This window comes from Polyangium sp. 15x6, from assembly GCF_029960785.1.
GTDB lineage: Bacteria > Myxococcota_A > Polyangia > Polyangiales > Polyangiaceae > Polyangium.
The window spans coordinates 181813-203820 of record NZ_JASBQE010000002.1 but is presented as its reverse complement, the minus strand read 5'-3'; the positions used below and the strand labels follow the sequence as shown (position 1 = coordinate 203820).

General features: G+C 65.0%; 23 protein-coding genes and 1 pseudogene. 17 read left to right on the top strand and 7 right to left on the bottom strand.

The window, feature by feature from the left end:
• Window positions 1–14: 14 nt before the first annotated feature.
• The 7 genes and pseudogenes from QHF83_RS02410 to QHF83_RS02380 form a co-directional block, all read right to left on the bottom strand.
• A complete protein-coding gene (locus tag QHF83_RS02410; protein WP_282416209.1) occupies window positions 15–572 on the bottom strand; it encodes a hypothetical protein in 558 nt (185 codons plus the stop codon).
• Window positions 541–675, bottom strand: a pseudogene (locus QHF83_RS02405) (helix-turn-helix domain-containing protein); the annotation flags it as partial. The gene QHF83_RS02410 and the pseudogene QHF83_RS02405, both read right to left, overlap by 32 nt.
• A 187-nt stretch (window positions 676–862) precedes the next feature.
• A complete protein-coding gene (locus QHF83_RS02400; protein WP_282416105.1) occupies window positions 863–1951 on the bottom strand; it encodes an ADP-ribosylglycohydrolase family protein in 1089 nt (362 codons plus the stop codon).
• A 172-nt stretch (window positions 1952–2123) separates the two neighbouring features.
• Complete coding sequence (locus QHF83_RS02395) at window positions 2124–6383, bottom strand: DEAD/DEAH box helicase family protein (protein WP_282416104.1); 4260 nt, start codon at window positions 6381–6383, stop codon at window positions 2124–2126.
• Between the two features lie 251 nt (window positions 6384–6634).
• Complete coding sequence (locus QHF83_RS02390) at window positions 6635–7594, bottom strand: hypothetical protein (RefSeq protein WP_282416103.1); 960 nt, start codon at window positions 7592–7594, stop codon at window positions 6635–6637.
• A 628-nt stretch (window positions 7595–8222) separates the two neighbouring features.
• Window positions 8223–9305 carry a tyrosine-type recombinase/integrase gene (locus QHF83_RS02385; RefSeq protein WP_282416102.1) on the bottom strand — a complete coding sequence of 361 codons (1083 nt, stop codon included), beginning with the start codon at window positions 9303–9305 and terminating at the stop codon, window positions 8223–8225.
• A 227-nt stretch (window positions 9306–9532) separates the two neighbouring features.
• Window positions 9533–9985, bottom strand: a complete 453-nt coding sequence (locus QHF83_RS02380; protein WP_282416101.1) for a hypothetical protein — start codon at window positions 9983–9985, stop codon at window positions 9533–9535.
• A 161-nt stretch (window positions 9986–10146) separates the two neighbouring features.
• Here QHF83_RS02380 and QHF83_RS02375 point away from each other — a divergent pair, with 161 nt between their 5' ends.
• The 17 genes from QHF83_RS02375 to QHF83_RS02295 all read left to right on the top strand — a co-directional run bounded on the left by QHF83_RS02375 (window position 10147) and on the right by QHF83_RS02295 (window position 22006).
• On the top strand, window positions 10147–10626 hold the full coding sequence (locus QHF83_RS02375) for a hypothetical protein (RefSeq protein WP_282416100.1): 480 nt from the start codon (window positions 10147–10149) through the stop codon (window positions 10624–10626).
• The gene (locus QHF83_RS02370; RefSeq protein ID WP_282416099.1) at window positions 10623–11213 is read left to right on the top strand and encodes a hypothetical protein; all 591 of its coding nucleotides are present in this window, start codon (window positions 10623–10625) and stop codon (window positions 11211–11213) included. The genes QHF83_RS02375 and QHF83_RS02370 overlap by 4 nt, the downstream gene beginning before the upstream one ends.
• Window positions 11206–11502 carry a hypothetical protein gene (locus QHF83_RS02365; protein ID WP_282416098.1) on the top strand — a complete coding sequence of 99 codons (297 nt, stop codon included), beginning with the start codon at window positions 11206–11208 and terminating at the stop codon, window positions 11500–11502. The genes QHF83_RS02370 and QHF83_RS02365 overlap by 8 nt, the downstream gene beginning before the upstream one ends.
• 52 nt (window positions 11503–11554) lie before the next feature.
• The gene (locus tag QHF83_RS02360; protein ID WP_282416097.1) at window positions 11555–12001 is read left to right on the top strand and encodes a hypothetical protein; all 447 of its coding nucleotides are present in this window, start codon (window positions 11555–11557) and stop codon (window positions 11999–12001) included.
• Entirely contained in the window at window positions 11998–12297 is a 300-nt protein-coding gene (locus QHF83_RS02355) for a hypothetical protein (protein WP_282416096.1), read from the top strand. Before QHF83_RS02360 ends, QHF83_RS02355 begins: the two co-directional genes overlap by 4 nt.
• A 69-nt stretch (window positions 12298–12366) precedes the next feature.
• Window positions 12367–12810 (top strand): hypothetical protein, encoded by a 444-nt coding sequence (locus QHF83_RS02350; protein WP_282416095.1) that lies wholly within the window; start codon window positions 12367–12369, stop codon window positions 12808–12810.
• Entirely contained in the window at window positions 12807–14228 is a 1422-nt protein-coding gene (locus QHF83_RS02345) for a terminase family protein (protein WP_282416094.1), read from the top strand. The genes QHF83_RS02350 and QHF83_RS02345 overlap by 4 nt, the downstream gene beginning before the upstream one ends.
• A 91-nt stretch (window positions 14229–14319) precedes the next feature.
• Window positions 14320–15798, top strand: coding sequence for a hypothetical protein (locus QHF83_RS02340; RefSeq protein WP_282416093.1), 1479 nt, complete (start codon window positions 14320–14322; stop codon window positions 15796–15798).
• A gap of 2 nt (window positions 15799–15800) precedes the next feature.
• Window positions 15801–16448 (top strand): hypothetical protein, encoded by a 648-nt coding sequence (locus QHF83_RS02335; protein ID WP_282416092.1) that lies wholly within the window; start codon window positions 15801–15803, stop codon window positions 16446–16448.
• A gap of 43 nt (window positions 16449–16491) precedes the next feature.
• On the top strand, window positions 16492–17523 hold the full coding sequence (locus tag QHF83_RS02330; protein ID WP_282416091.1) for a phage major capsid protein: 1032 nt from the start codon (window positions 16492–16494) through the stop codon (window positions 17521–17523).
• A 15-nt stretch (window positions 17524–17538) separates the two neighbouring features.
• Window positions 17539–18057: a hypothetical protein gene (locus tag QHF83_RS02325; protein WP_282416090.1), complete on the top strand. Its 519-nt coding sequence runs from the start codon at window positions 17539–17541 to the stop codon at window positions 18055–18057.
• A gap of 64 nt (window positions 18058–18121) precedes the next feature.
• Window positions 18122–18586: a hypothetical protein gene (locus QHF83_RS02320; RefSeq protein ID WP_282416089.1), complete on the top strand. Its 465-nt coding sequence runs from the start codon at window positions 18122–18124 to the stop codon at window positions 18584–18586.
• A 4-nt stretch (window positions 18587–18590) separates the two neighbouring features.
• A complete protein-coding gene (locus QHF83_RS02315) occupies window positions 18591–19067 on the top strand; it encodes a hypothetical protein (protein WP_282416088.1) in 477 nt (158 codons plus the stop codon).
• Window positions 19064–19471: an HK97 gp10 family phage protein gene (locus tag QHF83_RS02310; RefSeq protein ID WP_282416087.1), complete on the top strand. Its 408-nt coding sequence runs from the start codon at window positions 19064–19066 to the stop codon at window positions 19469–19471. The genes QHF83_RS02315 and QHF83_RS02310 overlap by 4 nt, the downstream gene beginning before the upstream one ends.
• 41 nt (window positions 19472–19512) lie before the next feature.
• Window positions 19513–20226 (top strand): hypothetical protein, encoded by a 714-nt coding sequence (locus QHF83_RS02305; protein WP_282416086.1) that lies wholly within the window; start codon window positions 19513–19515, stop codon window positions 20224–20226.
• Complete coding sequence (locus tag QHF83_RS02300; protein ID WP_282416085.1) at window positions 20223–20459, top strand: hypothetical protein; 237 nt, start codon at window positions 20223–20225, stop codon at window positions 20457–20459. The genes QHF83_RS02305 and QHF83_RS02300 overlap by 4 nt, the downstream gene beginning before the upstream one ends.
• Before the next feature lie 35 nt (window positions 20460–20494).
• Entirely contained in the window at window positions 20495–22006 is a 1512-nt protein-coding gene (locus QHF83_RS02295) for a hypothetical protein (RefSeq protein WP_282416084.1), read from the top strand.
• Window positions 22007–22008 lie beyond the last annotated feature (2 nt).

Sequence of the window (22008 nt, the reverse complement as noted above, 5' to 3'; positions counted from 1 at the left end):
AAGTGTGTAAGATTTCAGCCTAGAGGATCTGGCGCTCGGAGAGAACAACCATGTGGCCCCACGCCGGGAGCACGCAGGGCGCGCTCCTCGAGATCGAAGGCGCGGGTGTCCGTGATCGAAGGCGCGGGTGTCCGTGATCGAAGGCGCAGGTGTCCGTGATCGAAGGCGCGGAGTTCGAGATCGAACGCGCGGAGTTCGAGATCGAACGCGTGGAGTCCGTGATCGAAGGCGCGGAGTCCGTGATCGAAGGCGTGGAGTCCGTGATCGAAGGCGTGGAGTTCGAGATCGAACGCGTGGAGTCCGAGATCGAAGGCGCGGGTGTCCGTGATCGAATGCGTGGAGTTCGAGATCGAAGGCGTGGAGTTCGAGATCGAAGGCGTGGAGTTCGAGATCGAAGGCGTGGAGTTCGAGATCGAAGGCGTGGAGTTCGAGATCGAAGGCGTGGAGTCCGTGATCGAAGGCGTGGAGTTCGAGATCGAAGGCGTGGAGTTCGAGATCGAACGCGTGGAGTCCGTGATCGAAGCCCCGGTTGCACAGTTTGTCCTCAAGCCCTGCGGGCCCGAACTGCTCATATCGCTCGACCCACTTGTACCCAGTCTTTCGGCTGATCTCGAAGCGTCGACAAAGCTCTGTAAACGACTCGTCACCATCGGCGACGGCCACGATGAAGCGCATGCGCTCATCCACGACACGGCTCTCCCTCCAGGGCATGCCCAGGTCTCGTCAGACCTGTCGACCGTGGGGCAACTAACTGTCACCCAGGCTCCCGGTCTACCCTGTTACCCAGGTAGCCGGTCTGTACCCCATGCTCAGGACCATCAGAGGCTCAGGGCTACGCGCGTATCCCTGCCAGGGCGCGGGTTCAATAAGGCGGCAGCATCCGCCGGAATCCGTGCGCGAGCGCCACGGCTAGAAAAAGCATGTTCCGGATCGGGATTGCCGGCCAGAACAGCGGTAGCGGACCGGGGCCCGCTCCTTCGGTTCGCGTCGCGCCGAAGCTCTCTGCGAGCCGCGCGCCGAGCTGCATCATCCACGCCGTCGAGCGAGGAAAATCCGTGAGCCCCTCGAGCCACGCGATCGGAATCGCGCTCGCTCCGGCCGTGGCCCCGGAGAGCGCTCCCACGATGGCGCCCGTGCTATCCGCGTCGCCGCCGAGCAGAATCACCTCCTCCACGGAGCGCTCGACGTCACCGGGGCTCGAGAGCCAGCAGAAGAGCGCCGCGGGGACCGTGTGGAGCATGTAGCCGCTCACGCCTCGCGTAAAACCGAGAGCTCGCGCGAATTCGGCAGCCGTCGTGCCGCGCGCGAGGTGCTCGCCGACTTGATCGAGCGCTCGCCGGAGCTCTTCGCCTCGCGTACGCTGCCCGATTTCGTCGAGGAGGGCGCCGGGCGAGACGCCGAGGGGTCCACCTCGCACGCCGTGAGCCGCTGCCAGGGCGATGGCAAGCGCCCCCTCTTCGGCTCGCGGATCCGTATGGGTCATTCGCGTCGATGCACGTATCATTCTTTCGATTCGCTCGTGGTCATCCGCGAGGCATGCTCCGATCACGGGCGCGCGCATCGCGGGGCCATTACCCGCCGAAAAGACTCCGCTCGCGTGAGGCGAGAAGCCGAGCCACAATTTGACGATGGAGCGGAGCGTCGCCCACCCGACGGCGGCTGGCATTGCGGCGAGCCAGCCCCGCAGGCGCCACGCGAGCGCTCGCGCGAAGCGGTCCTCTTCCCCGGGCGCCGCGAGGAGCGCCTGCGCGGTCAAACATGCATGCTCCGTGTCGTCGCTGGCCATGCCGCGGCCGAGCAGGAATCGGTGCTCGAGCGGGCGAGAGCCATACATTCGTGCTGCCCGCTGGGGCGATAGGCCCTCCCGCGGCAAACCGAGCGAATCACCCACGGCGGCGCCGAGGAGGACGCCCTGGAGCTGATCGACACGATCGGGGGCCTTGGCAATCATGCGCTCGGTGGTTGCAACCGCCGTGCCGCGGGGGATGGGATGCCAAGGCGGCGTATTTCAGCAAGGAGGAAGGGAGCCGAGGGAGGAGGCGGGCGCCATGTTGTCAGGGCCGGTCATGGTGAGTGCCAGCGTGGCAGCATCATGTGCTTGTTGGCCCGAGACGCTCGAGAGATTACGCTTTCGCGGCGAACGCTTCTTTCACGAGCAGCATGGCCCAGCCCGTATCGATGTAACGCGTTGAGCCCTTCGGTGTGCCTTCCAGATATCGTACGTGGTGAACGAGCTCCTCCTGTAGCAGGCGCGGATCCTCGTTCACCTCGGAGAGCGCGACGAGCACCCAGCCGATATCCGTGAGCGAGACGGTTCGCTCCTCGAATCCACCGGGCCCGCCGTCGATACGCACGCCGCCGCGTTTTGCAGGCCCCACGAGCCGGAGTCGCTTCCCGTCCCGCTCGACGATGGATCCGGATCCCTTCTCGCGGAGCAGAGCTTCGACGAGACGACGGGCCCGATCCTCGATGGATCGAGGTAGCGTACGAGAAGCCTCACGACCTTCCCCGAGCGCGCGAAACGTCGGATGATCGATTCCCCCACACGCCCATGCCCCATCGTCTTCGACGAACCGTGCCACGCCTGCATGACGCCATGGCTGGGTGCCGTCCGCTCGCGTCAGCACGAACGCCGTTTCGCCGGGCCGCGGCTCGATGCCGGGGAATCGGATCCGGTCGGGCGCCACGAGCCTGCCTTTCTCTTCGACGAGCAGGAAGAGATGCCCGTCGACCCGACCGGTTCGCGGGGGCTCCGGGAGGCCGAACGCTTCCGCGAGCTTTGGGGCCTCGATGTTCGCGCCGACCTCGGGTCCGATCGCCTCGGGCTTCACCACCTCCACGAGCGTGGCAATGGGCACGATCTCCGCCGCCGCTTCGATCGAAGCGTGTGCCGGGTTCTCCGAGCGCAAGATCCACCGCTTGCCATCCCGGACGATGCGCTTGACCAGATAACTCGCGCCGAGATGAGAATCCGGCACCTCGACCAGTGCGATTTTGCCCTCGATGGCGTTGCGGGACGCGCTCCGTGCGAATCGCATCACGAGCCAATCCCCGTCTCGGATGGGCTCCTTGCCGCCATTCATGGAATCACCGGTTGCGCGCACGGCGAACAATCCTTCCCCACGCGCCTTCGTCGGCAGCCGGACCTGCTCTCCTTCCGGCGCGAGCGCGATTGGATCCCGCGTCGATCCTGCGGCTGCGCGGAGGGTCGGGAACGTGAGGAGGAGGCCCCGAACGGTATCGGTTTCGGCGCGTGGCTCGTCCGGCTCGACCCAGAGTCCACTGGGAGAACGAGAGAAACGAACGCGGAAGTTCGTGCCGGGTCGCCCCGCCGCGAGGCCGAACCAGCGCCGCAGGAGATCGGGCAGCTCGTTGCCGTGCGAACCCACGGGACGGGCGACGTTGCAATACTCCTTCATGAAGCGGAAGAGCCACAGGGTGCCGTCCGGGAGGCGCACGGTCGTTTCGCCACGAGGGAGCTCCTCTCGATCTTTGTGCGTCGGCAATTTCAGAATGGGGTCCCGCTTGTTCCAGAGGACCTTCGCCGAGAACGACACGCCGGCGACGTTTTCGGTTTGCCTCGCGCGGTACATCGCGAGCCGGTAGTCGACGAGCTCACGCACCATCGACGAAAGCGACTTTTCGCCGCCGGGAGGGCAGGGGATGCGCGAGACGAAGCGATCACCTTCCTGCGCGAAGAATCGCTTCCCTGGCCCGCTCGTCCATGCGGCGATCGGGTTGATCCGCCAGTACGTGGCGAACCGGTGCACGTCCGGAGCATGCACGTCGGGAAAATCCGCCACGCCCGAAAGGTCACGCAGAAGCTCCGGGGACCGTGCCATGATGGCGTGGCTTCTTTGCGCGAGGTCGAAGACGGGGAGGCCGTCTCGAAGCGCGTCGGCTTCGAGCAATGCCTCCAGGGTCACCATCTTGTAACACTTGCTCATGGCGGTGATCTCGAGCTCGCGGAGAAACTCGCCAGCCACGTCGAGGACACGTTTCTCCATCTCGTCGAGGTCGCCCATGGCGGCCACGAAATCAAAAAAGCCCCCGTGGGCGTCGCGCAGCCTCTTGAGGCTGTAGCCCATGCGGTAGAGCTCGCCCGCGAGCGGCCTTTCTCCGCGGACCTCGCGAAGATCGCGGTACGCCTGCTCCGCGGGGCTCCCACCCTGCGGCGGGAGCAGTTTCGCAAGCAGATCCTTGGCCTCGAGCTCGAGGTCGATGGTACACCCGGGCGCCATTCTCGCGGCCTGGTTGCTCTCCAGGAAGTCACGCAGGCTCGTGGGCTCGGGGCCGAGGGAGAGCAGCGTACGCACGCGCTCCAGGAAGACGCGGTGATTGCCCACGAAATCCAGGACGACGAGGCGCGTTTTCCCGTCTGCGAACCGGAGCCCGCGACCGAGCTGCTGGAGGAACACGACGGGTGACTCCGTCGGGCGGAGCATCACGACGCGATCGATGGTCGGAATGTCGATACCTTCGTTGAAGAGATCCACGGTGCAGAGCGCATCGAGCGTCCCGTCGACCAGCGCTGCAATGGCGCTGTCGCGCGCAGCCGAGGTCGGGCCCGAATGCACAGCTGCCGCGCGAATGCCCTGCTTCGTGAGGAACCCGCTGGCATGATCGGCGTGGCGAATGGATCCGCAGAAGACGAGCGTGCGCTGGCCCGGATGCTCCTGCCAGGCGCGGAACATCCGCTGGAGTCGAGCATCCGTGTCGATGGCCTGCTCCAGAGCTTCGGGAGCGAAGCGGCGATTGCGGAAGGGAACGTTTTCGTAATCCGTGTCGTCCTTCAACCCGAAGTAGGTGAAGGGCACGAGGAGCTTTCTCTGGATACCGATACCGAGATCCGCCTGGTAGGCGACGTGGTCGTCGAAGAGCCCCGCCACGTCGGCGCCGTCGGCTCGCTCCGGGGTGGCCGTGAGTCCGAGGAGAAAGCGGGGGTTCAGCCGGTCGATGATGCTGCGGTAGCTGGGGGCCGTGCCGTGGTGGACCTCGTCGACGATCACGTAGTCGAAAGCGTCGGGCGTGAGGCGCGCGAGATGCTCGGGGCGAGAGAGCTTCTGCACCGAGGCGAAGAGGATGTCGCCTCCGAGGTCGCTCCGGTCACCGACGAACCACCCGAAACGCACCCGCGCGTCCCGCAGCTGCCGACGAAATGTGGCAGCGGCTTGCAGGAGCAGCTCTTCTCGATGGGCGAGAAGAAGGACGCGGGGGCGGTTGCCGTGTTTTTCGGCAAAAGCCGTGACATCGAACGCCGCGAGCCACGTCTTGCCGAGGCCCGTGGCGAGGACACAAAGCGCACGATTGCGCCCCTCGGCACGCGATTGCGCGAGGGCCGCCAGGGCTTCCCGCTGGACGGGATGCGGCTCGAGCGGCGGCGCCTTCGACTCGTCGTCTTCCTCGCCGGGAGGTAATGCGACGACGGGCGCCTCTCGGGCGCGCCGCGTATAGTCCGCAATCCAATCGGCCGTGAGCGGAACGGCCGCTGTCCACCATCGCTCGTAGGCATCGAGGATCGCTTGATATGCCGCTCGATCGCGATGGCGGTCCACGCGAAGGTTCCACTCGACACCGGTGTGCAGCGCGGCGTGCGAGAGATTGCTCGAGCCGACGAACGCCGTTCCGAAATCGGGTCCCTCGAATCGCCAGGACTTGGGGTGGAAGGACCGGACCCCCTCGGGGAGGCGTGCCGTCTCGACGACACGAGCCTCGAAGGCCCCGGGGGACGAGCCATCGGGAGCGATGCGCGCCTCCCAGGCATCCATCCAGTCGCGGAGCTTCGCCAGGGCCTCGCTCTGGGTGATGTTGAGGTAATCGCCCGTGACGACGCGGACGCGTGCGCCGCGAGAGAGTGCGCCAGCGACGTGGGCCTGAAGCAGGCTGACGCCGCTTTGCTGGACGAAGGCAGCGAGAATGGCGATGTCGGTCGCGCGGCGAAAGAGGGGGTCGAGGTGCAACAGAAAAGGATCGACCTTGCCGCCCTCGGCGAGGGGAGGTGGCCGGTTTTCGAGATAGTTGCCTTTGCCCGGGATGACGTGCCGCACACCGCCACGTGGATCGTCGATGTCGCCGCGATACCGCGGAATGACGTGCACGTGCAGGTGCATGACGGTCTGGCCTGCGGCCTCGCCCGCATTGATGCCGATGTTGTAACCATCCGGATGTAGCTCCGCGTCGAGCTTGCGCTTGACGTCGTCGACGAGGTCGAAGATGGCCACGCGTTCCTCGGCGGTCGCCTCGAACCAGGTTGCAATGAGCCGGCGCGGGATGACGAGGGTATGGCCGCGGCTCACCGGGTAGAGGTCGGGGACCGCGAAGGCGAGGGGGTTGCTCGCGAGCCAGGACGAGGAGGGGATTCGGAGGAAGGGAGAGGAGGACACGGGGCCGAGGGAGGATACCCGAACATACGGCGGGAGAGAAGTTCTGGCTTCCGAGCCTCGTGGCTCACGCGTCGGATACTCGTACCTGCCAAAGTAGGAGTTCGTTTGGGTTCATGCATGCAGCGTACCGCTCCGTCCTGGGAAGCCAGAAATACAAGACCACCAGGACGCTGCGTAGCGAATGATGCTGCCACAACGGGCGAACCGAGGAACCCTCGTCGCACGCAGGCAGGGAGCCGAAGAACCACGCTCTACAGGCCGGCCTTGGAGATCCGAGCCATGAGTATTGCCTTGCGCGCATGCCGGTTCCGAAAAGACTGCAGCAACGTTTCGAAGTTGCCCGCTCCCGATCTTGCGGCAAGATCACGCAGGTCCACGAGGACCTCCACCGCTGCAACGTAGTTCTTGCCAGCGACGAGCGTCTCGACCTCCAACCAGAGCTTCTTTTCCTTGCCGACGAGCGCATCCAGATGCTTCGCCCGCCTGCGTGCCGCTTGTCGCTGCTTTCGGAGCGCCTCGGCAGCCGCTTTTCGTTCGGCGTTCTGCCTTCGCTCCGCGGCGTGCCTCTCGGCGATGCGGCGAATCTCGCCGATGGTTCGCCGTTGCGGGGCCGTCAGGCTCGGTTCCGCGGCAGCACGAAGCAGATCCGGGTCGATACGCAGGAACTCGACCAACGCCTCGAGCGAAGCGCTGAGCTGCCCAAGCCCTGGCGGCGCGGGCGGCTCCGGCTCGTCGTCGTCGAGCTCGTCGGCTTGCACGGCGAGCAGCCAGCCGAGGTAGAGCGCCCTCCGATCGCCGCGGGCGAGCTCCGCGCGAATCGTGATGAGAGAAGATAGAATACCCTCGCCGCTGTCCCAATCTTCTCCCTCGTCGTCCTGCGAGGTGAAGGTGAGGACGATCTGGTCTTTGCTCTTGCGCGCCGTCAGGCTGTTTCTCGAGCAATACGGACGCACATCGGCGAGGTCGAGGAACTGCGAAGGCAGGCGTACTTTGAACACGTGCGTGCCCCAGTTCGCGAGATACAGGAACGCGTCGAAATAGCGGAACATCCACGCGTCCTCGTCGCCCTTGAAGTTGCCCCACTCGTAATGGTTGACGAAGCTCGTCGGCGTGATGCTGGCGCGCGTCGAGTACGAACGGAGCTCGGCCATCTCCTTTTCGGTGAGAGACCTGTCGATGGCTTGAAATTCATAATACTGATACTCACTCATTGCAGTCCTTCTCGCGAAGCTTCGGCCCAGCGCGGTGCGGGAACCAAGAGCGATGCCGGATGCCCTTCGCGGCGTCGTTCGTCCGCGGGGGAGGCGGACGCACGGAGGACATCGCGACCGTGGTCGCATGTTCCGCGCCAAACCGCAAGAGCGGACAAACCGTTGGCTACGGACAGTGGCTCCTGCGCGGACGAGGCTTCTCCATGGGCAGGTTCCTGGAGGCGGACACCCGCTCGTACATTCGCGCGGGTTTGTCGGCGCTCATGTGGGCCATCCGCTCGACGACGGCATCGAGCTCGCTCTCCTCGACGAGCGCGACGCTGTGCAGGACCGATGGTCAGGGGGAAAGGGGAGCGCTCAGGCTCGTCAGGCTTCGTGATGACGGCCGTCGTCCGTTTGTCACCTGTTGCCTACGCGAGGCCCGCGAGGGCCCTGGCGACGGCATGGGGGAGATGGACGAAGGGCCCTCCTAGGAGGGCCCTTACGAAGCGGGATCGTTGAGGAATTGGTGGTGGGTCGACAGGGACTCGAACCCTGGACCTACGGGTTAAAAGCCCGTGGAGGTACGAGGCGTTTTCGGCTGAATTTGCGGGTTTTTTGCGCTTGTCAAGAGCTTGTTACCGAACTGTTACCGTGACCGAGCGAGGAGACCGACGGTTGCCCGGAGGTCGGCCCGCGCGACGTGGGCGTACCGCGAGGTCGTTGACAAGTGCTCGTGTCCCGCGAGGGCTTGGACGGCCGGAGCCGACCCGCCTCGCCGGAACAACTCGGTGACGAAGAAGTGCCGGAGGTCGTGGAAGCGGAAGCCCACGATGCCGACCTTCTTGGCGGCCCTCTTGAAGAGCTGCGTGAGGCCCCACTCGCCCCACGCCTCCTTGCGGGAGGAGACGGTCACGAGCCCCAGGCCCTCGCCTCTGACCTCTCGCAGCAGCTCCGCCAGCCTCGCGGCCAGTGGGACCTCTCTCTGGTGTCCCGACTTCGGGGTCGAGACTTCACCCTTCGAGTGCGAGAAGCGGACGACGAGGAAGCCGCCGTCGAGGTCGACGTCCTCCCATCGGAGGGCGCGAACCTCGCCGGCTCGGAGCCCCGCGTAGGCTGCCAGGGCAAGAGCCACGCGGCCCCCGCCCTTGGCCTTGCCGAGGATGGCCTCGACCTGCTCCGCCGTGAGGCAGCGGAGAACCTTCTTGCCCGTCTTGGGGAGCGGGGGAAGGTCGGGCAGGGCGGAGAGCTTCTTGGCCTCCACAGCGGCCCGTAGGACCGAGCGGATGACGATGAGCACGTTCCGCCGTCGCGAGGGGGAGCACCCCTCGTCCACGAGCACGGCGTCGAGCCCTTCGACGTCCGACCCTGTCAGCTTGTCGATGGGCGTCTCGCCGAACCGTGGGAGGAGGCGCGTCTCCAGGATCTCCTCGTAGCCCTTCCTCGTACTCGGCTTGAGCCTTGTGACGGCCTTGCCGCTGCGGAACAGGCCCACGGCCTCCTCGAAGGTGATGGCTGGGGCTGGTGCCACGACGACCTCGACACGGGGCTCGGTGGGCTCGCCATAGGTCGCTATGAGCGCGAGGAGACGTCTTTCTTCGGCTCTCGCGCCCGCCATCGTCTGGACATGAGCGTCCTTTCGGTAGCGGCCTTGGGAGCCGTCTTTGCGCCGGTAGTGAATGTCAACGATCAGGACGGGTTGTCCCCGTCGGTTTGCCTTGCGAATCGTCATGACCAGCTACTCCCTGGCCATCTCGACCGCTCCGAGGTGAATCCTGCCGTTCTTGGGGGTCGGAGACAAGACTTTTGAGGGTCGGAAACAAGACTCTTGACGATCGGACGGTGATCCCATCCAGTCTGGCCGGTTCGTCCTCGTCACACGCGGGGACAAACGAAAACCGCCCGGAGAGCTTAGGCCCTCTCCGGGCGGAAGGCCGACAACCCCTTGGAACCGGAGCATCAGCCGATGAACGATCTACCCCGAACGCTCTCGAACATCCACACCCAAAGGCGGATGACGTGAGCCCGCCCGGCGATAAGGCCGGGCTCCCCAAAGAGATAGAGCGGCAATTGCCGGCGCTCCTGCGTGCGGCCAAGGTCGTGCTTTGTCTTCTTGGGGTACCCCGTGATTTCGCGGACGATCTCGGACAGGAAGTCATCCTCGCCCTCTTGCGAGCGTTTGCCGAGGGGCGCATCCGTGCCCCTCCCGGCCAGGAGGGTCGCGGGCATCTTCGAGCATGGGTGAAGCTCGTCGCTGCTAGACGGGCCTACTGGTTCGCCCGCGAGGCCAAACGGGACGCTGCCCTCTTCGTGCATCGTGACGTCGAGGAGCTTGCTGGGGTCGACCCTTCTCCCTGGCTGGAAGCCCGGGACTACCTTCGACGACTCGATAGGCGGATGCGTCCCACGCATTTCGACATGCTCCTCCAGCGTGCGGCAGGGGAAGAACCGCGAGAGATGGACTCGAATGCGAACCGGGTACGCCAAAAACTGCACGCCAGCCGCAAAAAGGCCCGCTCAATCGCCGCAAAGCTGCGATAACGTTGCTATTATGTGCTCTACGTAAAGAGCACATGAAGTCTGCCAGCAAGGCCCCCGCTCATATCGACGACCCGTTCCCCCAGACGATGGAGGGGGATTACCAGGTCAGGAAATTCGCCGTCGCCAAGGCGAGGCGTCCCGAGGCGGTGTTCCTCGCCAAGTTCGCGCCAGGGTTCCCGCCGACCATGTGGCGAGTCACGGGCGCCACGAAGCGGATGCACCCGTCGATCCGGCGTCGAATCCTCGAACACAACTGGTTCCTGCTCCCGTTCGCGCTCCCCTTCGTCACGGGGGAGGACGCGTCCGTCGAAGCGTACAACCTCGCGAGGGAGCATCAGATCGACGGCATGATGCTCCGTGCCCATCTCCTGGAGCACGACGGGGAGGAGCTGACGCCCGACGAATGCACCGTGCGGCTGTGGGTCGGCGGCCAGAAGGCACCGACGCCAAAGGGGATGGCGTACATCCGGTATCTCGCGGCACAGGCAAGGGAAGAGGGGAGGGTGAAGTGAGCCTACCGTACCAGACACGACCTCTGACGCCCGACGTCCCGAAGGAGCTGCGCGCCGCCCATGAGGATCTGGTCTGGCTGTATGGGCAGGCCGAGAGCGAGATGGGCATCTCCTCGAACTTCGGCGCCTTCATCGGGCACATGATGGGCGCTGGAGGCCCCGAGACGCCCAAGAACCGGAAGGCCCCCATCGACGAGTGGTGGTCCGCGGAGGACCAGCTCGTCGCGGCTCTCGACCGCAAGCGCACGCAGGACCAAATCTTCCGGGCCACGAGCAAGGCCCGGAAGATTCACGCGAGGTTCGTCCGGCTCCCGCCCCAGGACAGGCTCTTCCTCGACGCGTTCTTCCGGGAGAGGCAGTACGACAAGAGCCTCGAAGGGCTCTTCGGGTCGGGCATCGGGGCCATCCCCTTCGCGAAGAGCGCGCCCCTGCTTCCGACGCAGAACCTCGACCAGCTCCACAGATACATCGGAACGCATCACAAGGTCATCGAGCGCGTCCGCGGAGAGGTGCACGAGAGATACGCCGCCACGCTCTGCAGGTACATCGAGCAGGAGGGGTCCGGTGAATCAGCTTCGGTTGGCTGAGCTGTGGGAGCTTGCCCCTGCGGGGACGGAGAAGCAGGACGAGGACGGCAAGTACAACCACAAGGCACGTGATCGCATCCGCATCTTCTTGAAGCGGTTGCAGGACGAGCATGGGGTGCAAATCCTGCACAAGGTCGGGCGCAAGAAGTGGTACTACGACCCCCATGCGCTCGCGCTCGTCCTACCGGACATCGCCGCGGAGCCTTACAGTGAGGAGATTCGCGCCCTCAAGGCCAGGATTCACCAGCTAGAGTCCCGGCTCGCTCGCCTGGAGAGAGCCGTCGCCTGATTTCGGCGGTTTTCGCGATTCGGGCTCCCCAATCCTTCATAGGGAGCCCGACATGCAGGTTCAGTACAAGTCGTCCTACCCCGCCATGATCGATGGGCAGTGGCGGAGTCCGCAATGCACGGAGGAGGGCGTCCTCAAGGTCGCCGTCGAGGGAGGCGGGGGCGGCGGTACCGTCGACCAGGGAGAGCCGGGGGAGCTTGCCTGGCCCGTCAGCGTGTCCACCACGCCGAACTCACCCGTCATCACGGCTCCTATTCGGGGCAGCAAGCGCTACTTCGAGGTGCCATCGGGCGGCATCGACTGCCTCGCGGAGATCCCCGGCTACGGCTATCCGGCATGCGGATTCTTCATCAATGCCGGAACGAGCATCGCCATCGTTCAGCCTCTCGGGACGACCGTCACGTACGACGTATCCCCCGGCTACTACTGGCCTGACTGCGCGATCACCACGGTGCTCGAAACGTCGAATTTGAGCGACTTCTACCTGCTCTGGCGATGATCCGCATCCCGCCTGGTTCGACGCAGATCGCCATCACGACGGGTGGTTTCACGCAACCGGACGTCGGCGAAACCGCGTCGGTGAGCTTCGATGAGACCAAGTGGCGCCCGGGCGTCGGGGCAATCCTCGGATGCTTCGCGGGCGTCTACAAGCTCATCGCAGCGGGGCAGATCGAAACCCTCATGATCCGCGCCATCCCCGCCGACGATGAGGTCCCGGCTGGGACGGCCCTGTTCCTCGCCTACTACGAGGACCGCAAATCCCCCAACTCCCCACCGGCAATCCCGCCCGTCTGAAAGACGACCCCCATGCCCCGCGGTAGACCCCGAAAAGACACGCGCATCCCCGACAGTCTCCTCCCTGTCGTGTCGGACATGGTCCTCGAAAAGAACCTCCCGTTCGAGGAGGTCCGACAATACCTCGTGGACGCCGGCTGTTACATCGAGCGTGGGACGCTCGAACAGCACATCGAGCGTCTTCAAGGTGCGCCCGTCGAGAGGGAAGAAGAACTCGGCTCGATCTACGCGCGTGAACTCCGCAAGCTCGCCCGAGACATCGACTGGTATCGGTCTGAGCGGGCGAAGGTGTGGAACAAGATCCCCGACTTCGAGCGCGACAAGCTCCGCACGTGGCGGTGGCTCTCCATGCTCCAGAGCGAGGCGACCAAGATCCTCGTCAAGGCGGCTGCCATCGCAGCGTCTCCGGACGGTGAGAAGTTCGCCCAGTTGATGACGGACCTCGAAGCAAAGCTCGAACTCGATACGCCCGACGAGAAGGACAAGGATTCGTCCCCCGACCCCACGGCTTGAGCGACTACTTCGTCCCTGACCACGTCTGGCAGCCGCCGGGCGTCTCCAAAATCGACACGCTCAAGAAGGACAGGACGAAGCTACGCCGCTTCTACGCAAGCCTCTCCCCCGACGAGAAGCTCGCCCTCCCGTACCTGTGGCGCCTCTGGGCCCGCCCGAACCAGCTCCCGCCCCCGAACCGCATCATCCCCCATGCCCTGGGCTGGAAATACTGGGCCCTCCTCGCCGGCCGTGGGTTCGGGAAGACCCGCACGGCGGCGGAGTACGTTCGCTTCCGCGTCGAGAGCGGCCTCTCGAAGCGCATCGCCCTGATAGCGCCGACGTACCGGGACGTCATTCAGACGATGCTCCGAGGGGAGAGCGGCCTCCTGTCGATCTTCCCTCCTCAAAGCGCCATTCAGCCACGCTTCGTGCGGAACGACAGCGTCGTCTACTTCGAGAAGGGCAGCAAGGTTGTGGCCGAGGCCCACCTGTACACGGGGGAGGAGCCCGAGCGGCTCCGCGGCCCGCAGCACGACTTTGCGTGGCTCGATGAGGTCGCCGCGTTCAAGTATCTCGAAGACGTCTGGCTCCTCTTCGTCCCCGGTCATCGTCTCGGGTCGAACCCCCAAGCCATATTCACGACGACCCCCAAGACGAGCCTTCTGAAGATCAACCTCCTGGAGAACGAGCGGACCGTCGTCACGTTCGGCACCTCGCGGGAGAACGCCGCGAACCTCGCCCCCGGGACGCTCGACACGCTCGCGAGCATCTACGAGGACACGGACCTTGGCGAGCAGGAGCTAAATGGCAAGCTTCGGCTCGACGACTCCGGCGCGCTCTTCAAGTTCCGATGGGTCGCCGACAACCGAATCAAAGGACTGGTCAAGGCGAACCCCAGCCAGACGGTCGTCGCTACCGCCACGGCGAACATACCTCTCGCCAAGGTCGTGGTTGCGGTCGACCCCAGCGGCTCGGCCAGGGACTCGGCTTGCGAGTGCGGCATCATCGTCGCCGGCCTCGGGCTCGACTCGAACGTCTACATCCTGGAGGACCTCTCCAAGCGAGCGTCTCCCGATGAGTGGGCTCGTATTGCCATCGATGCATCCGCCAAGTACGGGGCGACGCTCGTGTACGAGGCCAACTTCGGCGGGGAACTCGTCCGAACGATCATTCGCAGGGTCGCTCAAGACACGGGCAAGAACCCGAAGCTCAAGGACCTGCACGCGCAGAAGGACAAGGCCCAGCGCGCGATGCCCATCTCGGCCATGACGCAGAAGGGGCGCGTGAAGTTCGTCGGCGAGTTCGCGAAGCTCGAAAAGCAGCTCACGACGTGGACCCCCGATGACCCTGTGTCTCCCGACCGTCTCGACGCGTTCGTCTGGGCCTGCCACGACCTCTTGATGGGCCAGTCGGCCCGCGGCGTCATCAATTTCTAAGCGTCATTCCGCGGCGTTTCGCGACTGACCTACAGCAACCCCTATAGACGTGCTGCTGAAAATCCTACAGCAGAGGCATCCCCTCTGCGATGTGGAGCTGTTCCGGAAGTACCAGGCGCTCTACCAGGGGGGACGTCTATTTCGCGACCTGATTGGGGTGTTCCTCCCCAAGAACGAATACGAGACTCCCCAGGTCTACGCGATTCGGCAGCGGGACGCGAGCTACCGGAGCTACGTCGGGCCCATCATCGATTTCTACGCGAGCCAGCTCTTTTCCGCTCCCTACGCCATCCGGGCGACGCGAGGCGAAGAGCAAGTCGAACTCGACGACTACTACGCGCTCCTCAAGGAGGATATCGACACCCAGGGGACCGACCTCACGACGTTCTTCAAGAGCCGGTTCACGCAGGCGCTCGTGAAGGGCGTCTCGTACTGGGTCGCGGAGTTCCCGATGGACGGAGGCCCCGAGCCCGTCACGCGTGACGAGTGGGTCGCTCGCGGGCTCGACCGGGCTCGCCTGTGTCCCGTCGATGCCGATGCGGTCCACGATTGGGAGTGCGACCCCACGACGGGCGACTACGCGTGGGTCAAGACGTTCTCCCATCGGTTCTTCCGCCCGTCGCCGGCCGCGGAGACGCTCTGCATCGACACGTGGACCATCTACGACGCGGAGGGCGTCGAGGTCTACGAGCTGCGCTACGACCCCAAGAAGCGCCCCAAGGGGGACACGGAGGTCCCTCTCGTCGCGTCGTACCCTCACGGCTTCCCGAGGGTGCCGATTCTCTCTCTGCGAATGCCGGAGGGCTTGTGGCTCCTCGACAGGGCGGCCGATGCACAGGTCGAGCACTTTCGCTTGTCCGCGGCCCTTGGGTGGTCGTTGCGGCGAAGCGCGTACGCGATGGGCGTCTTCAAGCTGAAGGACGCCCAGCACCCGCCCCAGCTTGGCGCGGGCTTCGGCATCCTGCTTGGGCAGGACGACTCGTTCGAGTTCGCCGAACCTGCCGGCTCCTCGATGACCGTCCTCCGCGACGAAATCTCCTCGCAGAAGGACGAGATTTATCGGGTCTCGCAGCAGATGGCGATGAGCGTCGACAACAACGCGTCGGCGCTTGGTCGCTCGGGCCTATCGAAGATGGCCGACAGCTCGGCTCAAGAGATTTGCCTGCGTGGGTACGCGACCCTCGTGAAAGAGGCCATCGAGAGGACGTTCGAGCTTCTCTCCGACGCCCGCGGGGACGTCGATACCAAGTTCAGCATCGAGGGCATGTCCCAATTCAACGTCGTCGACGCGACGACCTTGGTGGCCAATGCCCAGGCGGCGAAGGCCCTTGGGATTCCCTCCCCGACGTTCCACAAGGAACTCAATTACCGGGTCGCCGAGGCCCTTCTCCCGATGGACGTCCAGCAGAAGACCAAGGACGACATCCGGCGGGAAATCGAGTCAGCGCCCGACGAGAAAAACTCCCCTGCTGCGCCCGAGCCCAATCAAGGGCCGGAGGACGAGCAGGACAACGGCTCGAAGAGCCGCACATCCCCATCGAACACGCCGTTCGATGATGCGGAGGTTTGACCATGGCGAACGGACCCGAGACCGATACCTCGGCGGATAGCACCCAGGGCAACGAGCCCTCGGCGGACGACAAGAAGCTCGCGAACCTCGTGAACTCCGCGGTGAGCGCCCATCTGAAGCGCCACCTCGGCAAGCTCTCCGAGACCATCGAGACGTCCCTCGCCGAGAAGCTCGCAGGACTCCAGCAGAGCGCGCCCAAGAAGGCCGACGAATCCGACCCCAAGCCCGACGACGATCTCCGCAAGGAGCTGTCCGCCCTCAAGGACCAGCTCAAGAGCGAGAAGCAGAAGGCGCGGGAGAAGGAAGCGTACGCCGAACTCAAGGCCAAGCTCGCCGACAAGGTCCGGCCCGAGGCTCTCGATACGGTCCTCAAGGTTCTGAAGCACGACGGCCGCATCTCGCTCAAGCGGGACGGCTCCGTCGCGTTCCTCCACGAGGACGGGGAAATGGACCTCGATGAGGGTCTGTCCGAGTGGCTCAAGTCGCGAGAGGGGTCGATGTTCGCCCCGCCTCCGAACCCCCGCAGCAATGCGGCCAAGAAGCCGAACTACGGGGTAAAGGCCCCGGCTCGCACGTCGAGCGAATCCGGCGAAATCGACCCCCTGGCCAAGACGGAGATGATGCTGACGAAGCTCGGCCTCCGTCTCTGAGCCTCCCAACGCTTTCTTAGCTTTCGACTGAAAGGACGTCGCAATGGCAGACGTGACGCAGACCCTTGCCCTGCTGATTCTCGCGCAGAACTTCAAGGGCGACATCGTTCGACAGATCAACCGCCGGTCTGTCCTGCTTTCGACCCTTCGCGCCGTCCCGGGCGAGGGGAAGAACGTGGCGTGGGCAGCGGAGAAGTCCGGCGCTCTGGCCGAGTCCTTCGCCGAGGGCGCGGACGCTTCGAACTTCGGCTCCGACGGGCAGGACCAGGCCATCCTCACGTGGGGTCAGTACCGCTCGAACTTCCACGTCTCGGGCCTTGCCCAGGCGGCCTCTCGTACGAGCCGCACGCCCGCGGGCAACATCGACCTGTGGCGCCGGAACATGATGAACGGCGTGATGGCCCTCGCCGACCTCATGAACCAGGAGCTTTACTCGGGCAACGCGGCGAACAAGTTCGTCGGGCTCGGTCAGGCCATCGGCCTCACGAACAACACGTACGCGACCATCGACCGCACGGTCTCCGGCAACGAATACTGGCAGCCCTACGTGGCCGACCCCGGCTCCGCCACGGCGCTCACGTTCGACCAGATTCGCACGGACCTCGCGACCATCTACACGAACAGCGGCTCGCGTCCCGACGTGGCATTCTGCTCGCCCTTCGTGCTGAACAAGCTCGGGTCGCTCTTCGACCCGCAGAAGTTCTACATGTACTCGACGGACCGCGTCGTCACGGCGAAGGGGCAAGTCCAGCTCGAAGGCGGCGTCGGCGCCATCAAGTTCGACGGGTGCGTCTTCATCGAGGACAAGGACGCGACGGAGTCGACGATCTTCTACGTGAACTCCGAGTTCGTCGAGATCGAATACCTGCCCCTCGCGGCGCCCGTCCTCGGCATGAACGACGAGGTCATGGACATGGGGATGAGCGACGGGTTCGAGGACATCCCGCTCGGCCTCCGCATGGAGATGCTGGCCAAGACCGGCGACTCCGACAAGGCGCAGATGAAGACGTACGTGCAGCTCGCCGTTCGTCGTCCGAACGCGTGTGGCGTCCGCAAGAACGTCGACATCGCCTGATAGCGAGGAAGAGCCATGGCCACTGTCCGAAAACTGACGGGGCTCAAGGCGGACGCGGTCGTCTCGCAGCTCAACAAGCTGCGCCTCGACATGCTCCGCCTTCGGGCCGGGCTCGTCTTCCACGCTTCGGCGTCCACGGCCGTCTCGACGGCGAACGCGACCAACCTCGCAACGTCGATCGCTCTGATCACGGCACTTCAGGCGGCCTACACGGCGCACATCGCCTCTGCCTGCTCCGCGACGTCGGGAGTGGGGGCGCACATGGCTGCCGATTCCACGAACGCCCTGACGGCCCCCACGCCGACGGACCTCGCGTCGTGCATCACGGCGGTGAACGATCTCAAGGCGAAGTACAACCTGCACTGCGCCATGACGTCGAGCCACCCCGTGGCCGACTCGACGAACACGGTGGCGACCGCGGACGCGACGGACCTTGCCTCCACGCAAACCCTCGCGAACGCCATCAAGACGAAGCTGAACGCGCACTTCGCGGCAGCGTTCGTCTCCGAGGCCATCGAGCTCGTCTCCCCCTGATTCCCTCGGGACGAGAGAGCCGCTCCTCCCCCGGCGGCTCTCTCGTCCCCCTTCTTGAGGTCCCATGGCGTTCAGCGAAGCTCAGAAGACGGACATCCGGTTCTACCTCGGGTATCCGGACGTCTACCGATACGCGAACCCGAGGCTCGAAAACGCCATCGAGGTTGTCGGCGGACGGCCCGAATCCCAAGCCAAGGTCGAGCTGCTCCTGTCGCTCCTCGCGAACGTGATGGGCGCGAATGCTGGTGACCCGGCGCAAATCGACAAGGCGCTCCAGAACGCGGGCCTCAAAGCCGTGGAGAGCGCGGACGACCGTATCGAGTTCGGTGATTCGAGCGGGGAGGGCACGTACAGCAGCTCGTCGCTCAACAGCGTCTCGGACTACGGCCGCATGCTCGTCTCCGCCCTGTCGAGCTTCATGGGGGTGCCCATCGCGAGCAACGTGTTCGGCAAGGGTGGGTACGTGGGCGACCAATGGTCGCAGACGAACGGGATGTCGAACGGCTTCGGCTTCCTCATGAACATGTGAGCCCATGAGCCTGGTCGACGATTGCAAGCCCATCTTCGAGGGCGCGCGGGTGCTTCTCGCCGACCTCGGATTTCGACGATACGACGTCGTGATGCGCATCGTCGACTGGTCGGGAGACACGGTCGGCGACGGGACCAAGACGGTGACCGACTACCCCCTGGAGATTCAGGGGCGGCCCGTGAAGGTTCGACGCGTCAAGCAGGAGGACGTCGTCGCGAGCGGCGGCACGTGGGAGGACATCGACTACCGCGTCGGCCCCTTCACGCCGAGCTTCACCGGCGCCTTTCCGCCCTTCATCGTCGGCGGTCTCATGGTCGAGGATTTCAATCCTCCCGTGGTGACGACCCCACGCTCGGTCTACTACCGGATTACGGGCCCCGGAATCGAGGATGGCGCCTGGTTCAAGAAGATCGCGCAGGAGACGGACCGCAACTGGTCCTACTACTTCACGGTCCGGAAGACCTCGACGCGCGACCCATGATCACGGTCGACGCCAAGGACGCCATCGCCGACCTCGACCGCATCATCAACGGGCTCGACGATGCCGTGGCCGACGGCCTGGAGGACCTCGCCAAGCTCGGCGCGATGGAGGCAAAGCGCCTCGTCCCGCGGAAGAGTGGCGCTCTGGAGAAGAGCATCGACGTCGAGCGAACGGGGCCGAAAGTCTCCCTCGTGGCCGGTGCAGAGTACGCCCATTGGGTCGAGCACGGCCGCGGGCCCGTCGTGGCCAAGGGCAAGGCCCTACGGTTCGTCATCAACGGCGAGACCGTCTTCCGTCGTCGTGTCGGTCCTGCGGCAGCACGTCCCTTCATGGCACCCGCTGGGGAGTACATGCAGAAGTCGGTGAGCGTCGTCGCTCGCTCCCTTCGACGGCTGTGGCGGTGAACCGCGTGTTTTCGCGATTCGCTGTACCGCATACCCTATAGATGGCCGACTACGACCAATTCAAGGTTGGCGCGGTATCGTTCCCGGTTCCCGCGTCGCCCGTCCTGCCGGCCAAGACCGTTCTCGACCCTGCGCTCGCCACGGCCCTCGATTACTTCCGGGCAGTCCTGAACCTCCATCTGGGGGCGTACTGGGACGCGCTCGTGGCGCAAATCGGGCTCTCGGACCTCGCGGGGAAGCTCGTCGCCGAGGCGGTCACGTACGACCCCGCGCTCTACCTCCAAGAGGCGCAGTACCGGTTCCCGTTGCTCGCGCTCTACAGGGTCCGCGGGGACATCCGGGACAAGACGGTCGCCTGGTATCGCCTGAAGACGGAGTGGAAGCTCCTCTACGCGCTCCCGACCCTCACGGCGGCCCAGATGCTCTCGATGGCGCCGTTCCAATGGGCCGTCTTGAGGGTCCTCAATGACCGGACCCAGCAGGGGTACGACCCGAGCTACCAGGACGGCGCGCTCGTCGTTGGGGATGGCGGAATCGCCTCGATTGCGCCGGACTCCTACCAATTCGGCCATCTGGTCAACCCGCGCACCGACCTCGTGTTTCCGACCTTGGAGATGACGTTCCAGGTCGAAGAGCGCGAACAGCTCAACCCCGGATTGCTCGTGTTCGAGCGGCTCGACGGAGAGGTCGACGTCGCGAACGGCACGCCGGCCGAAGAACTCCCCGTTGCGGAGTTCCAAGAGGATTTGACGTGAAGAAGCTCAAGGTGAAGGCGGTGGGCGCGGTCCTCGTGCCCGATTACGAGGCCATCGAGCAAGGCGTTCTCCGGTTCATCGGACGGCGTCACGACCCGAAGGCGGGGCCGAACGGCGGGTGGGTGCCGACGGAGCAAGCCATCGAGGTCCCGTACCGCCTCGAATACCTGCAAGAGCTTCAGGCGGGCAATCTCGAACCGGCAGAGGACGAGAGGCCCGGCAAGGCTTCCTGATTCGCTTCGCTTACCTTCCTTGGGAGTAGAAACAAATGGCAGACATCGTCCTCACGGGTTTGGCCGCGAACGACCCGGTCCCCGGCGAGTATGTCGAGGTGGCTTTCGCCCAGGGCGAGGCGTCTCTCGGCACGGGGCAATACTACGCCCTGCTCATCGGCAACCTTCTCTCCACGGGCGCGGGCTCGACCAACACGCTCTACGGTCCCGATACCGCCGTCTCGATGACCTCCGAGCAGGATGCCATCACGCTCTTCGGCGCGGGCTCCGAGCTTCACCGTCAAGTTCGGCGCTTCCTCCAGGTCAACACGACGACGCCCCTCTACGTCATCGCCGTCGCCGAGGGTGATTCCGCCACGGCCGCGACGGGGACCATCACGGTCACGGGTCCGGCCACGTCGGCGGGGACGCTCCGCATCTTCATTGCCGACGAGTTCGTAGACGTCGGGTTCGTGACTGGGGACAGCGCCACGACCATCGCCACGTCGGCGGTGACGCAAATCAACGCGAAGACCCACTGGCCCGTCACGGCCTCGAACCTCGCGGGCGTCATCACCTTGACCTCGAAGCAGAAGGGGCTCCGCGCGAATTTTGTGCGGTACTTCGCGAAGGTCATCCCGTTTTCCGGCTCGGGTGTCGGCGTCACTCCGACGACCTCGACCCTCGTCACGGGTGGCACGGTCTCGGACGACATCTCGACGGTCCTCACGACCATCGTGGCCCGCCGGTTCTACTACATCGCCCCGGCTGCGAGCGACTCGACCCAGCTCTCTGCGCTCCTGACGCAAATCAACACGCAGGCGCTCCCGGTGAACGGGATTCGCCAGCGGATGGTCGCGGCGTCCGTCGATACGCTGGCGAACACCATCACCATCGTGGACGCGCTGAACGGGGCCCGGGCCGAAATGGTCTGGCTCCAGAACAGCGACATGCCGCCCTGCGAGCTTTCCGCCCACAACGCGGCCGTCTACGCCCTGGAGGAGGCGCCCTTCCCGCCGAGGCTCAACTTCGATTTCTACGGCGACGCCGATTCGGACCAGTGGCGCATCAAGGCGCCGCTATCGGGCACGGCTCCGACCCGCTCGCAGGTATACGCGGCCCTCAATGCCGGCGTGACGCCCATCGGGGTCAGGACGAGCGGGAAGACGTACCTCGTCAAGAGGGTCACGACTCGGTACAAGAACGGCTCGATCGTCGACTACCGCATCCGTGATTCGCACAAGGTCACGATCTGCGACAGATTCGCCGACGACCTCATCGCGAAGGCGGCGACCCAGCTCCGCGGCAAGATCATCGGCGACGACCCGAAGAAGAACGAGCCCACGCCGGGCCCGAACGTGGCCACGCCGCGCATCGTCAAGGCGCTCGTCGATCGCCTGAGCGACGATTACGGGGAGGATGACCTCCTCCAGAACGTCTCGACCATCAAGTCGCAGACGCTCGTTCTCCGGGACAGCGCGAACAAGACGCGAATGAGCGCGAAGATCCCGCTTCAGCCGGTCGACATCCTCGACCAGGTGGCATTCCGCGTCGACCAGGTGGCGTGAGG